Here is a 12,780-nt window from a genome sequence, read left to right on the forward strand (position 1 = left end):
GCCACGAAAAATGCCTCGCAAGCAGAACGCTGCAACCGGTAAACTCCCGTGTTCACAGATCGAGTCGATCAGCAGAGGATTCAAGTCATGACGGTGGTCAGCGTTGAACATGCGCTTGCCGGGAAGATCCCGGAAGGCGGCGAAGTCACGGTACGCGGATGGGTGCGCACGGTGCGCGGTTCAGCGAATCTGGCCTTCGTGAATGTGAGCGACGGCTCCTGCTTCGCCCCGATCCAGGTCGTGGCCGGCGACAGCCTGGCCAACTTCGATGAGATCAAGCGCCTGACCAGCGGCTGCTCGGTCATCGCCACCGGCACGCTGGTGAAGTCGCAGGGCAAGGGCCAGTCGTTCGAGATCCAGGCCAGCACGCTGGACGTGGTCGGCTGGGTCGAAGACCCGCTCACCTACCCGATCCAGCCCAAGCCGATGTCGCCGGAGTTCCTGCGCGAAGTGGCGCACCTGCGTCCGCGCACCAACCTGTTCGGCGCGGTCACCCGCATCCGCAACTGCCTGGCCCAGGCCGTGCACCGCTTCTTCCACGAGAACGGCTTCAACTGGATCAGCACCCCGATCATCACCACCTCCGACGCCGAAGGCGCCGGGCAGATGTTCCGTGTGTCCACCCTGGACATGGTGAACCTGCCGCGTGACGAGAAGGGCGCGATCGATTTCAGCCGCGACTTCTTCGGCAAGGAAACCTTCCTGACCGTGTCCGGCCAGCTGAACGTCGAGGCTTACTGCCTGGCGCTGAGCAAGGTCTACACCTTCGGCCCGACCTTCCGCGCCGAGAACAGCCACACCACCCGCCACCTGGCGGAGTTCTGGATGATCGAGCCGGAAATCGCCTTCGCCGACCTGGCCGAAGACGCGCGCCTGGCCGAGGAGTTCCTGAAGTACCTGTTCCGCGCAGTGCTGAACGAACGCAGCGACGACCTGGCCTTCATTGCCGAGCGCGTGGACAAGAACGCGATCACCAAGCTGGAAGACTTCATCAACGCACCGTTCGAGCGCATCGACTACACCGACGCGGTCAGCCTGCTGCAGAAGTCCGGCAGGAAGTTCGACTTCCCGGTTGAATGGGGCCTGGACCTGCAGACCGAGCACGAGCGCTGGCTGACCGAGGAACACGTCGGCCGCCCGGTGGTGGTGACCAACTATCCGGAGCACATCAAGGCCTTCTACATGCGCCTGAACGACGACGGCAGGACCGTTGCCGCGATGGACGTGCTGGCCCCGGGCATCGGCGAGATCATCGGCGGCAGCCAGCGCGAGGAGCGCCTGGACGTGCTGGACGCGCGCATGGCCCAGTTCGGCCTGGATCGCGAGCACTACAGCTGGTACCGCGATTTCCGCCGCTATGGTTCGGTGCCGCACGCCGGCTTCGGCCTGGGCTTCGAACGCCTGGTGGTGTACGTCTGCGGGCTGTCCAACATCCGCGATGCGATCCCGTACCCGCGTGCGCCGGGCAGCGCGGACTTCTAAGCCCCACACGACCACGGAGGTACCGCCCCCATGACCCTGTTCTTCGCCCTCTGTTTCGTCGGCGTTGCAGTGGCCGGGTTCAGTGCCTTCGTGATCTTCTGGCCGCTGACCCTGGTGCACGTGCGCGACCGCCATCCGGCGCTCGCCGCGCGCTTCGGCAGCGGCGCCTTCCTCAAGCCCGATGCCCTGGCCTGGCTGCTGCGACGCGACTATCGGCAGCAACCGGACCGCTCGCTGTCCGGGCTGGCGACACCGGCCTGGGTATCGCTGCTGACCCTGCTGGCCGGACTGGGCATGGCCGCCCTGCTCTGGCTGGCCTCGCTCTGGTAATACGCTCATGAATGACATCACCGCCTCGCGCGACAGCTGGTGGCTGGCCAGCCTCGGCAACACCCTCATCTGGGCGCGCCTGCGCGTTCGCCCGGCCGGCACTGCCGAAGTGCTCGACAGCGATGGCAACACGCTGAGCTACGACAGCGAAGACACCGCCCGTTCGCAGTTGTTCGACGCCGAGTTCGTCGAGTACGACGGCCTGGACGAGGAGGACGCACTGGTGCGCGGCTTCAGCCTGCACGAAGTGCAGCCGCCGCAGGCCGACAGCGACGAGGGCCTGCGTGGCCGCATGATCCAGTCACTCGGCGGGCGCGCCTGACCCCTGCATGTTCACCCCGCGCGCCTTCGCCGAGACCGACCTGCTCTGGCTGGACCGCCTGCTGGCGCGCGACCCGTTCGTTACCGTGCTCACCCCCGGCAGCGATGGCCTGCCGGAGCTGACCCGGATGCCGGTGCTGTACCGGCGTGACGGCGACCAGATCGAACTGTGCGGGCACTGGGCCCGCGCCAACCCGCAGTCGCGCCACAGCGGCGCGGCCAAGGTGCTGGTCGATGGCCCACACGGTTACGTCTCCGCCAGCTGGTATCCGGACAAGGAGCCCGCCGCGCGGGTACCCACCTGGAACTACGCTGCTGCCGAGCTGCGTGGCCAGCTGCAGACCTTCGACGATGCCGGTGCGCTGGCGGAGCTGGTCGGCGCGATCAGCGACCGCTTCGAAGCCAGCGTCGGCAAGGCCTGGCAGTTCGATGCCACGCGTGCCGAACATGGCCCGGAGCTGCGCGCCATCGTCGGCTTCCGTTTCCAGGTCGAACATGTGCAGATGAAGCTCAAGCTGAGCCAGAACCATCCCGACGCGAACCAGCGCGCCGTGATCGCGGCACTGGAACAGCTGGACACCCCCTCTTCCACCGAGTTGGCGCAGTGGATGCGCTGGCACCGCGAACAGGCCGCCCGCAGCGACTGAACGCCGCAGATTCCCGCGACGACGCAGCCGGACGGCTGCGGCGCGCCCCCACCCGACGCCAGGGACCCGAACATGAAAGACATCCACAAGCTGCTGCAGAACAACCGCGACTGGGCCGACCGGATCGAGAAGGAAGACCCCGAGTTCTTCCACCAGCTGGCCAAGCAGCAGCACCCGGAATACCTGTGGATCGGCTGCTCCGATTCGCGCGTGCCGGCCAACCAGATCATCGGCATGGCCCCGGGCGAAGTGTTCGTGCACCGCAACGTCGCCAACGTGGTCGCGCACACCGACCTGAACTGCCTGAGCGTGGTGCAGTACGCGGTGGACCAGCTGAAGGTGAAGCACATCCTGATCGTTGGCCACTACGGCTGCGGCGGTGTGCATGCGTGCCTGCACAACACCCGCGTCGGCCTGGCCGACAACTGGCTGCGCCACGTCGGTGACGTGATGCAGAAGCACACTGGCATCCTCGATGCGATCGAGACCGATGAGCTCAAGCACGCGCGCCTGTGCGAACTGAACGTGATCGAGCAGGTGGCCAACCTGTGCCGCTCGACCATCGTGCAGGATGCGTGGGCCCGCGGCCAGAAGCTGATGGTGCATGGCTGGGTCTACAGCCTGAAGGACGGACGCGTGCGCGAGATGGGCATCGACGTCGGTTCGCAGGAAGAGCTGCAGCCTGCATATGAAAAGGCCCTGTCCTACATCCCGCGCAAGGGCAAGCGCGACTGACCCCTTACGGATGACCATCATGCTCGCTTCGCCGATCAACCTGCACGCCTGGATCGAAGAGAACCGCCACCTGCTGAAGCCGCCGGTGGGCAACAAGATGATCGACAACGGCGATTTCATCGTGATGGTGGTCGGCGGGCCGAATTCGCGCACCGACTATCACTACGACGAAGGCCCCGAGTGGTTCTACCAGCTCGAAGGCGAGATGGTGCTGAAGGTGCAGGAAGACGGCGCGGTGCGCGACATCCCGATCCGCGCCGGCGAGATCTTCCTGCTGCCGGCAAAGGTTCCGCACTCGCCGCGGCGCCCGCCCGGTGGGATCGGCCTGGTGGTCGAGCGCAAGCGCCTGCCGCACGAGATGGACGGCGTGATCTGGCACTGCGAGCGCTGCAACCACAAGCTGCACGAAGAGTTCTTCCCGCTGCAGAACATCGAGACCGACCTGCCCAAGGTGTTTGCGCGCTACCACGCCAGCCTGGAGCTGCGTACCTGCAGCCAGTGCGGGCACGTGGATCCGCTGCCGGCGCCGGCGGCGGGCTGAGTCCCGAACGGTAGTCGCCCACCTTGGTGGGCGCTTGCTTGCTCCCGCCCTGGTAGATGCCCACCTTGATGGGCGCTTTCTTGTACGTGCGCCAACCAAGGTTGGCGACTACCGGATCGCACGGCGCTGGTGCCGGGCCGGCTGCTACCGGGCCATGCCCCAGGCGCTACACTGGCGGTCCCGTTGCAGCCTGTTGCCCGACCATGTCCGACCTGCTCAGCCGCACCCACGCCATCGCCCTGGACGCCGCCGATCCGCTGCGCCCGCTGCGCAATGAATTCCTGATTCCGCGCCATGAGGGCGGCGAGCAGACCTACTTCGTGGGCAACTCGCTGGGCCTGCAGCCGCGCGGCGCGCAGGCAGCGGTGCAGGAAGTGATGAAGCAGTGGGGCGAACTGGCGGTGGAAGGCCACTTCACCGGCCCGACGCAATGGCTGTCCTACCACCGCCTGGTGAGCGCGCAGCTGGCCCGCGTGGTTGGCGCGCTGCCCAGCGAAGTGGTGGCGATGAACACGCTGAGCGTAAACCTGCATCTGATGATGGTCAGCTTCTACCGGCCGACCACGCAGCGCCCGGTGATCCTGATGGAAGCCGGCGCGTTCCCGACCGATCGCCACGCAGTGGAAGCCCAGATCCGCTTCCATGGCTTCGACCCGGCCGAGTGCCTGGTGGAAGTGCAGCCGGACGAAGCCAACGGCACGATTTCACTGAACGCCATCGAGCGCGCCATGACCGAACACGGCCCGCGCCTGGCGCTGGTGCTGTGGCCTGGCGTGCAGTACCGCACCGGCCAGGCCTTCGACCTCGATGCGATCACCCGCGCCGCCCGCCTGCAGGGCGCACGCATCGGCTTCGACCTGGCGCACTCGGTCGGCAACCTGCCGCTGCGCCTGCATGACGTGGCCCCCGATTTCGCCGTGTGGTGCCATTACAAGTACCTCAACAGCGGCCCGGGCGCAGTGGCTGGCGCCTTCGTGCACGAGCGCCACCACCGCGATACCACCCTGCCGCGCTTTGCTGGCTGGTGGGGCCATGAGGAAGCCACCCGCTTCCAGATGGCGCCGCAGTTCACCCCGGCCATCGGCGCCGAGGGTTGGCAGCTGAGCAATCCACCGATCCTCGGCCTGGCACCGCTGCGCGCCTCGCTGGACCTGTTCGAGCGCGCCGGCATGGAGGCGCTGCGCAGCAAATCGCTGGCGCTCACCGGCATGCTCGAAGCACTGGTGCGCACGCGCCTGCCGCAGGTGCTGGACATCATCACCCCGGCCGATCCGCAGCGCCGCGGCTGCCAGTTGTCGCTGCGCGTGATCGGTGGCCGCGAGCGTGGCCGCGCACTGTTCGAGCACCTGCGCGGCATCGGTGTGCTCGGCGACTGGCGCGAACCCGACGTGATCCGCATCTCGCCCACCCCGCTCTACAACCGCTACCTGGACGTGCACCACTTCGTCGAGGAAGTGGAAGCCTGGGCCGGCCTTTGAGCCGGTCCCTCCCCTGCTGCTGGACAGTTCGTTGATCGCACATGCTTCCCGCTCGTTGAGCATTATCGGTGCCGGCCTGGCCGGCTCCCTGCTGGCCATCCTGCTGTCGCGGCAAGGCTGGCGCATCACCCTGTACGAACGCCGCGGTGATCCGCGCGTGGCTGATTACGAGAGTGGCCGCTCGATCAACCTGGCATTGGCCGAGCGTGGGCGCAATGCGCTGCGCCAAGCGGGTGTGGAGGACGAAGTGATGGCACGCGCGGTGATGATGCGCGGCCGCATGGTGCACCCCCGCGACGGCGAACCGCAGCTGCAGCGCTATGGCCGTGATGACAGCGAAGTGATCTGGTCGATCCACCGCAGCGATCTGAACACCACGTTGCTGGAACTGGCCGAGCAGGCCGGCGCCACCGTGCACTTCCATCGGCGCCTGCACACCGTTGATTTCGACGCCGGTTACGCGCGTTTCATCGATGACCGCGACGACAGCCCGCACGACATCCGCTTCGACACCCTGATCGGTGCCGACGGCGCCGGTTCGGCCCTGCGCGCGGCGATGAACCGCCGTGCCCCGCTGGGCGAGGACATCGCCTTCCTCGACCACTCCTACAAGGAGCTGGAGATCCCTCCGGCCGCCGACGGCAGCTTCCGCATCGAGCGCAATGCGCTGCACATCTGGCCACGCGGCCATTACATGTGCATCGCCCTGCCCAACCACGAAGGCACCTTCACCGTCACCCTGTTCCTGCCCAACCAGGGCGATCCCAGCTTCGCCACGGTCAACACCGGCGCGCAGGCCGAGGCGCTGTTCGCGCGGGAGTTCGCCGACACCCTGCCGCTGATCCCGAACCTGCGCGCGGACTGGGAACAGCACCCGCCGGGGCTGCTCGGCACGCTCACCCTGGAGCGCTGGCACCAGCACGGTCGCGCCGTACTGATCGGCGATGCCGCGCATGCGATGGTGCCGTTCCACGGCCAGGGCATGAACTGCGCGTTCGAGGACTGCGTTGCGCTGGCCCGCCACCTGATGGAAGCGGATGACCTGGAAGGCGCGTTCGCCGCGTTCGAAGCCGAGCGCAAGCCGAATGCACGTGCCATCCAGCAGATGGCGCTGGAGAACTACCTGGAGATGCGCGACCGTGTCGCCGATCCTGCGTTCCTGCTGCAGCGCGAACTGGAGCAGGAACTGCAGCGGCGCTGGCCGACCCGCTTCGTGCCGCACTACACGATGGTCACCTTCCTGCACACACCTTACGCCGAGGCGCTGCGCCGCACCGAACTGCAGCGCGACATGCTGGTGGCCGCCACCGCCGGTCACAATTCACTGGACAACATCGACTGGGCCGCGCTGGAAGCGCAGATCCACGCGCAGCTGCCGGTCCTGGAGGGCGCGCACTGATGGCCGACAGCTTCCTGTTCTACGACCTGGAAACCTTCGGCCAGGACCCGCGGCGCACGCGCATATCGCAGTACGCCGCAATCCGTACCGATGCCGACCTCAACGAGATCGATACGCCGGTCAGCTTCTTCGTGCGCCCGGCCGATGACCTGCTGCCCTCACCGATGGCCACCCTGGTTACCGGCATCACCCCGCAGCAGGCCCTGGCCGAGGGCATCAGCGAGGCCGAGGCCTTCGACCGCATCAACGAACAGCTGTCGCGCCCCGGCACCTGCGCGCTGGGCTACAACACGCTGCGCTTCGACGATGAATTCGTCCGCTACGGGCTGTTCCGCAATTTCCACGACCCGTACGAGCGCGAGTGGCGCAACGGCAATTCGCGCTGGGACCTGCTGGACATGCTGCGCCTGATGCGCGCGATGCGCCCGGACGGCATCCAGTGGCCGCTGCGCGAGGACGGCGCCACCTCGTTCAAGCTCGAGCACCTGGCCGAGGCCAACAACGTGCGCGAGGGCGATGCGCACGAAGCGCTGTCCGACGTACGTGCCACCATCGGCATGGCACGCCTGTTCAAGCAGTCGCAGCCGCGCCTGTGGGAGTACGCGCTGAAGCTGCGTGACAAGCGCTTCGTCGGCGGCCTGCTGGACGTGGCCGCGATGAAGCCGGTACTGCACATTTCCATGCGCTACCCGGCCAGTCGCCTGTGCGCGGCGCCAGTACTGCCGCTGGCCGTGCACCCCACCATCAACAACCGGGTGATCGTGTTCGACCTGGACGGTGACATCGACGACCTGCTGGAACTGCCGGCCGAGGTGATCGCACAGCGCCTTTACCTGCGCGCCAGCGAGCTGCCCGAAGGCGTGGCGCGGGTGCCGCTGAAGGAAGTGCATCTGAACAAGGTGCCAGCGCTGATCGCCTGGAACCACCTGCGCGCCGATGACCACGCGCGCCTCGGCCTGGACGTGGCCGCGATCGAGGCCAAGGTGGAACGGCTGCGCGCGTTCGCCCCGCAGCTGGCCGAGAAGGCGCGCCAGGTCTACAACCAGCCCCGCGTCGCCACCGTGGCCGACGTCGATGCCTCGCTGTACGACGGTTTCCTCGGCAACGGCGACAAACCGCTGCTTGCGCTGGCACGCACCACCGCGCCCGAGCAGCTGGCCGCGCTGGAAGGCCGTTTCCGCGACCCGCGCCTGCCGGAGCTGCTGTTCCGCTACCGCGCGCGCAACCATCCCGGCAGCCTCGCGCCGGCGGAACGCCAGCGCTGGCGGGATTACCGCCGCCAGCGCCTGCTCGGCGACGGCGGGCTGGGCGAACTCAACCTGCCCCAGTACCGGCAGCAGCTCGATGCACTGGCCGCCGAAGCGCCCGACGATGCGCGGCGCCAGGCCCTGCTGCAATCGCTGCGCGACTGGGGCCAGCACCTGCAGGAGACACTGTGAGCACCTACTTCTCGGACGCCAGTTTCAGGTTCCTGCGCAGCCTGGCGCGGCACAACGACAAGGCCTGGTTCAACGACCACCGCCAGCAGTATGAAGACCACGTACGGCAGCCGTTCCTGCGCCTGCTGGGCGACCTGCAACCGGCCCTGGCCGAGGTCAGCGAACACTTCCGTGCCGATACGCGCGGCGTCGGCGGCTCGCTGTTCCGCATCCACCGCGACGCGCGCTTCTCCAACGACAAGTCACCGTACAAGACCTGGCAGGGCGCGCGCCTGTTCCATGAGCGCCGCCGTGAAGTAGCCGCGCCTTCGTTCTACGTGCACCTGCAGCCGGGCGAGAGCTTCGTCGGTGCCGGCCTGTGGCATCCGGAACCGGAAACCCAGCGCCGTGTGCGCCACTTCATCCTCGACAACCCGGGCAGCTGGAAGGCCGCCGCGCACGCACCGGGCCTGCGCAAGCGCTTCGATTTCGAGGAGAGCGAAAAGCTGGTGCGTCCTCCGCGTGGCTTCCCCGCCGACTTCGAGTTCATCGACGACCTCAAGCACCGCAACTGGGTGATGTGGCGCTCGCTGGACGACGCCACCATGACCGGTCCGCGCCTGCTGTCCACGCTGGGCAAGGATCTGGCCGCGCTCGGCCCGTTCGTCGACTACCTGTGCGCGGCGCTGGACCTGGAATTCTGATGCCATTGGCACAGCAACGCCGCACGCTGGGCCGCACCGGCCTGGCGGTTTCGCCGGTGGGCCTGGGCTGTTCCGGCTTCTGGGGGCATCGCCGATTCCCGGAACAATCGGCCGCGAACGTGGTCGAGCATGCACTGGCACAGGGCGTGAACCTGTTGGACACCGGCCACAACTACTCCGGTTTCCACGCCGAGCCGCGGCTGGGCCGCATCCTGCGCCCGTTGCTGAAACAATACCCGCGCGACGCGCTGGTGATTTCCAGCAAAGGCGGCACGCTGACCGGCCAGGCCGGCGTCAGCGGCGCCGAGCAACGCAATTTCTCGCCGGCAGCCATCATCGCCAGCTGCGAGGCTTCGCTGCGCAATCTCGGCCTGGATCACCTGGACATCTACCAGTTGCATGGCGCCAGCGAGCACGACATCAACGACGACCTGCTGGCCGCGCTGCAGCGCCTGCGCGAACGCGGGTTGATCCGGCACACCGGCATCAACACCCACTCGGCCTCGACCCTGCGCTGGATGATCGCCCATCCCGACGCCTTCGATGTGGTGCTGCTGGACTACAACGCCCTGCAGCAGGACCGCGAACCGCTGATCGACCAGTTGCAGGCGGTGGGCATCGGCGTGCTGGCCGGGACCGTGCTGGCGCAGGGCCACCTGCTGCCCGCGCGCCCGCGCCTGCCACGGCTGGCCGATGGCTGGTACCTGGCGCGCGCCTGGCTGAAGCCCAGCAGCCGGCAGCTGATGCGCAGTGCCCGCCAGATGCGCCGGGCAGTGGCCGCGATCCGCAGCCAACGCCCGGCCCAGACCGCCTTCGCCTATGCGCTGGGCCATCCCGGCGTGGCCAGCGGCATCCTTGGCACCACCCGCACCCGCAGCCTCGACGAGGTGCTGGCGACGCGGCTGGAAGCGCTGACCCCGGCCGAACGGCAACAGTTGGTCGATGCCTTCGGTGACGGCCGTGGCTCGCCCAGTCATTGAGTCTTCACCCGGCACTGCCGCCATTGCGGCAGTCTGGTCAACATGAAGAAACTCACCGCACTCATTGTGCTGCTGGTCCTGGCCGTCGCCGCCTGGTGGTTCGGCGGCCCCTACATGACCGTCAATGGCCTGTCCAAGGCCATCGAGCAGCGCGACACCGCCCGACTGGAGCGTTACGTCGACTTCCCGCGCGTGCGCAGCAGCCTGCGTGCGCAGCTCAACGACTACCTGGTGCGCCAGGCCGGCCCCGACGTGGCATCCAGCCCGTTCGGCGCCCTGCTCTATGGGCTGGGCGACCAGCTTGGCGGTGCCGCAGTGGAGACCATGGTGACCCCGACCGGGATCGGCGCGATGCTGCAGGGCCACGTGCTGTGGAAGCGTGGCCGCAATGAACTGCAGGGCGGCGATGCCTTCGGTGCGACCGAACCGGCGCGGCCGCTGAAGCATGCCGAGCATCATTTCGAGGCACTGGACCGATTCGTGATCGACGTCGATCGCGGCCCCGGCCAGCCACCGTTGAAGGTGGTGCTGGAGCCGCAGGGCCTGCGCTGGAAGGTGGTGGACCTGCAGCTGGGAATGTCGGGCAGCCCTTGATCGGACCCGTGGCCTGACGGCAGCGCCAACCAAGGTTGGCAACTACCGGGGCATGTGGCTCTGGTAGATGCCCACCTTGGTGGGCATGTGGCTCTGGTAGATGCCCACCTTGGTGGGCATGTGGCTCTGGTAGATGCCCACCTTGGTGGGCATGTCGCTGTGGTAGATGCCCACCTTGGTGGGCATGTCGCTGTGGTAGATGCCCACCTTGGTGGGCATGGGTCCTAGGCAGTGCCAACCAACGGTTGGCACCTACCGGTCGAGTCCGCCCTACCCCTCGTTGGCGACGCCGTGCGGCACGTGGCCGGCGGCCACATGCTCGCGGGCGCTGTCGATGTTGTGCTGCGAATCGTCGAAGAAGATGTCGGCACCGAAGGCCTGCAGGAACGGGCCCTTGTGACGGCCGCCCAGGAACAGTGCCTCGTCCAGGCGCACGCCCCACTCGCGCAGGGTGCGGATCACCCGCTCATGCGCCGGTGCCGAACGCGCGGTGACGAGCGCGGTACGGATCGGCGCGCTCTCGCCGGCCGGGAACACTTCCTGCAGCGTATGCAGGGCCGACAGGAAGCCACGGAAGGGTCCGCCGCTGAGCGGCTCGCGGGCGCGCTCGCGCTCGTGGCGGCCAAACGCTTCCACGCCCTGCTCGCGCGAGATGCGCTCGCTCTCGTCACCGAAGATCACCGCGTCACCATCGAAGGCGATGCGCAGCTGGCCGGCCGGGCGACCAGTATCGATCTGGTCGGCGGCTGCCGCAGCGGTCTCGCCCGGCGGCTTGGGCAGGATGGTTGCCGCCGCGATGCCATGGCGCAGCGCGCTGCGCACCGATTCGGGGTTGGCCGACAGGAACAGGTCGGTACCGAACGGCTTCACGTACGGCCAGGTCGGCTCGCCGGCGGTGAAGGTCGCACGGATGATGCCCAGGCCGTAATGCTGGATCGAATTGAAGATGCGCAGGCCGGTATCGGCCGAGTTGCGCGACAGCAGGATCACCTCGACCCGCGGGTTCTCCGGGCTGGCGCCCTGGTTCAGCGCCAGCAGCTTGCGCACCACGGGGAAGGCCACGCCGGGGCCGAGGATATCGTCCTCGTGCTGGCGCTGGAATTCGGCGTAGGCCGCCACGCCATCACTTTCGAACAGCGCATGGCTTTCCTCGAGGTCGAACAGCGCGCGCGAGGTCACCGCGACGGTCAGCAAACGGGGGGAGTTGTCGCCCATCGGTGGGGGTCCTTCAAGCGGTCGGCGGGGCCGGCCGCCCATTGTCCTCAAAAAACGAACTGTTCGCTCAGGATCCGGTCTTCCAGGTTGTGCTCCGGGTCGAACAGCAGGGTCACGCGGCGGTCCTTCGACTCGCGGATGGTCACCTCGACCACGTCGCGGGTCTCGTGCGAATCCGCCGTGACGCTGACCGGGCGCTTGTACGGATCGAGCACGCGGAAGCGCACCTCGGTATCGGCCTTGAGGATCGCCCCGCGCCAGCGACGCGGCCGGTACGGGGCCAACGGCGTCAGCGCGATGGTGTGCGAGCCCAGCGGCAATACCGGGCCATGCGCGGAATAGTTGTAGGCGGTGCTGCCCGCCGGGGTGGCCACCAGCACGCCGTCACCGATCAGCTCGGCCACGCGTTCCTGGCCGTTGAGGTCGATGCCGATATGCGCGGCCTGCCGGGTCTGGCGCAGCAGCGAGACATCGTTGTAGGCCAGCGAACCGGTACTGGTGCCCGACTCGGTCAGCGCCACCATTTCCAGCGGGCGCAGGTTGGCCGGTTCGGCACGCGCAATGCGGGCCTGCACGTCGTCGTCGCCACGGTACTGGTTCATCAGGAAGCCGACGGTGCCCAGCTTCATGCCGAACACCGGCTTGCCCAGGTGCCCATGCCGGTGCAGGGTCTGCAGCATGAAGCCGTCGCCCCCCAGCGGACACAGCACGTCGGCCTGCTCCGGCGCGTGATCGCCATAACGCGAGACCATCGCGGCGCGGGCCATCTGTGCAGGTTCGGTGGCGCTGGCCAGGAAAGCGATGCGGGGGGTGTCGCTCATCGGTGGATCCGGGTGGGTATGCCAGCAAGAGCATACCCGGTAGTGCCGGCCGCGGGGCCGGCCCAGCGCCCCATTCGGGGCCGTCCGGTGGCCGCCCCCCGCCCGCCCCACCCCC

15 protein-coding genes are annotated in these 12,780 nt (G+C 67.8%); 12 read left to right on the top strand and 3 right to left on the bottom strand.

Features of this window, described 5'->3' with window-relative positions; all coding sequences use genetic code 11:
* Positions 1-87: 87 nt before the first annotated feature.
* From asnS to AC5JLE_RS16025, 12 genes are all read left to right on the top strand, one after another.
* Entirely contained in the window at positions 88-1,482 is a 1,395-nt protein-coding gene (gene asnS, locus AC5JLE_RS15970) for an asparagine--tRNA ligase (protein ID WP_014647663.1), read from the top strand.
* A gap of 30 nt (positions 1,483-1,512) precedes the next feature.
* Positions 1,513-1,812, top strand: coding sequence for a hypothetical protein (locus AC5JLE_RS15975; RefSeq protein ID WP_005410232.1), 300 nt, complete (start codon positions 1,513-1,515; stop codon positions 1,810-1,812).
* A gap of 7 nt (positions 1,813-1,819) precedes the next feature.
* Positions 1,820-2,134: a hypothetical protein gene (locus tag AC5JLE_RS15980; protein ID WP_006453002.1), complete on the top strand. Its 315-nt coding sequence runs from the start codon at positions 1,820-1,822 to the stop codon at positions 2,132-2,134.
* 7 nt (positions 2,135-2,141) lie between these two features.
* Complete coding sequence (locus tag AC5JLE_RS15985) at positions 2,142-2,780, top strand: FMN-binding negative transcriptional regulator (RefSeq protein ID WP_032962046.1); 639 nt, start codon at positions 2,142-2,144, stop codon at positions 2,778-2,780.
* A gap of 72 nt (positions 2,781-2,852) precedes the next feature.
* Positions 2,853-3,515: a carbonate dehydratase gene (gene can, locus AC5JLE_RS15990; protein WP_010480460.1), complete on the top strand. Its 663-nt coding sequence runs from the start codon at positions 2,853-2,855 to the stop codon at positions 3,513-3,515.
* Between the two features lie 19 nt (positions 3,516-3,534).
* Entirely contained in the window at positions 3,535-4,056 is a 522-nt protein-coding gene (locus AC5JLE_RS15995; RefSeq protein WP_126411140.1) for a 3-hydroxyanthranilate 3,4-dioxygenase, read from the top strand.
* A 203-nt stretch (positions 4,057-4,259) separates the two neighbouring features.
* The gene (gene kynU / locus AC5JLE_RS16000) at positions 4,260-5,534 is read left to right on the top strand and encodes a kynureninase (RefSeq protein ID WP_164166446.1); all 1,275 of its coding nucleotides are present in this window, start codon (positions 4,260-4,262) and stop codon (positions 5,532-5,534) included.
* A gap of 31 nt (positions 5,535-5,565) precedes the next feature.
* On the top strand, positions 5,566-6,933 hold the full coding sequence (locus tag AC5JLE_RS16005; protein ID WP_164166448.1) for an FAD-dependent oxidoreductase: 1,368 nt from the start codon (positions 5,566-5,568) through the stop codon (positions 6,931-6,933).
* Positions 6,933-8,372, top strand: a complete 1,440-nt coding sequence (sbcB, locus tag AC5JLE_RS16010) for an exodeoxyribonuclease I (protein ID WP_164166450.1) — start codon at positions 6,933-6,935, stop codon at positions 8,370-8,372. Before AC5JLE_RS16005 ends, sbcB begins: the two co-directional genes overlap by 1 nt.
* On the top strand, positions 8,369-9,055 hold the full coding sequence (locus AC5JLE_RS16015; protein WP_032962055.1) for a DUF2461 domain-containing protein: 687 nt from the start codon (positions 8,369-8,371) through the stop codon (positions 9,053-9,055). The genes sbcB and AC5JLE_RS16015 overlap by 4 nt, the downstream gene beginning before the upstream one ends.
* Entirely contained in the window at positions 9,055-10,035 is a 981-nt protein-coding gene (locus AC5JLE_RS16020; RefSeq protein ID WP_014647671.1) for an aldo/keto reductase, read from the top strand. Before AC5JLE_RS16015 ends, AC5JLE_RS16020 begins: the two co-directional genes overlap by 1 nt.
* Before the next feature lie 42 nt (positions 10,036-10,077).
* The gene (locus AC5JLE_RS16025; protein WP_014647672.1) at positions 10,078-10,629 is read left to right on the top strand and encodes a DUF2939 domain-containing protein; all 552 of its coding nucleotides are present in this window, start codon (positions 10,078-10,080) and stop codon (positions 10,627-10,629) included.
* A 42-nt stretch (positions 10,630-10,671) separates the two neighbouring features.
* On the opposite strand, the gene AC5JLE_RS16030 is transcribed toward AC5JLE_RS16025, so the two are convergent.
* The 3 genes from AC5JLE_RS16030 to AC5JLE_RS16040 are packed head-to-tail and all read right to left on the bottom strand — an operon-like array spanning position 10,672 to position 12,665.
* Positions 10,672-10,848: a hypothetical protein gene (locus tag AC5JLE_RS16030; RefSeq protein ID WP_496065463.1), complete on the bottom strand. Its 177-nt coding sequence runs from the start codon at positions 10,846-10,848 to the stop codon at positions 10,672-10,674.
* A gap of 51 nt (positions 10,849-10,899) precedes the next feature.
* Entirely contained in the window at positions 10,900-11,844 is a 945-nt protein-coding gene (locus tag AC5JLE_RS16035; RefSeq protein ID WP_005410242.1) for a 5'-nucleotidase, read from the bottom strand.
* A gap of 47 nt (positions 11,845-11,891) precedes the next feature.
* Entirely contained in the window at positions 11,892-12,665 is a 774-nt protein-coding gene (locus tag AC5JLE_RS16040) for an NAD kinase (protein WP_032962058.1), read from the bottom strand.
* Between the last annotated feature and the right edge of the window lie 115 nt (positions 12,666-12,780).

Source organism: Stenotrophomonas sp. (genome assembly GCF_059505245.1).

What these genes read in the sequence shown, in the direction of transcription:
- AC5JLE_RS15985 (WP_032962046.1), top strand. Translation starts at nt 2,142, where the DNA reads ATGTTCACCCCGCGCGCCTTCGCCGAGACCGACCTGCTCTGGCTGGAC.
- AC5JLE_RS15980 (WP_006453002.1), top strand. Translation starts at nt 1,820, where the DNA reads ATGAATGACATCACCGCCTCGCGCGACAGCTGGTGGCTGGCCAGCCTC.
- AC5JLE_RS16040 (WP_032962058.1), bottom strand. Translation starts at nt 12,665, where the DNA reads ATGAGCGACACCCCCCGCATCGCTTTCCTGGCCAGCGCCACCGAACCT.
- sbcB (WP_164166450.1), top strand. Translation starts at nt 6,933, where the DNA reads ATGGCCGACAGCTTCCTGTTCTACGACCTGGAAACCTTCGGCCAGGAC.
- AC5JLE_RS16035 (WP_005410242.1), bottom strand. Translation starts at nt 11,844, where the DNA reads ATGGGCGACAACTCCCCCCGTTTGCTGACCGTCGCGGTGACCTCGCGC.
- kynU (WP_164166446.1), top strand. Translation starts at nt 4,260, where the DNA reads ATGTCCGACCTGCTCAGCCGCACCCACGCCATCGCCCTGGACGCCGCC.
- asnS (WP_014647663.1), top strand. Translation starts at nt 88, where the DNA reads ATGACGGTGGTCAGCGTTGAACATGCGCTTGCCGGGAAGATCCCGGAA.
- AC5JLE_RS16030 (WP_496065463.1), bottom strand. Translation starts at nt 10,848, where the DNA reads ATGCCCACCAAGGTGGGCATCTACCACAGCGACATGCCCACCAAGGTG.
- AC5JLE_RS15975 (WP_005410232.1), top strand. Translation starts at nt 1,513, where the DNA reads ATGACCCTGTTCTTCGCCCTCTGTTTCGTCGGCGTTGCAGTGGCCGGG.
- can (WP_010480460.1), top strand. Translation starts at nt 2,853, where the DNA reads ATGAAAGACATCCACAAGCTGCTGCAGAACAACCGCGACTGGGCCGAC.
- AC5JLE_RS16020 (WP_014647671.1), top strand. Translation starts at nt 9,055, where the DNA reads ATGCCATTGGCACAGCAACGCCGCACGCTGGGCCGCACCGGCCTGGCG.
- AC5JLE_RS15995 (WP_126411140.1), top strand. Translation starts at nt 3,535, where the DNA reads ATGCTCGCTTCGCCGATCAACCTGCACGCCTGGATCGAAGAGAACCGC.
- AC5JLE_RS16025 (WP_014647672.1), top strand. Translation starts at nt 10,078, where the DNA reads ATGAAGAAACTCACCGCACTCATTGTGCTGCTGGTCCTGGCCGTCGCC.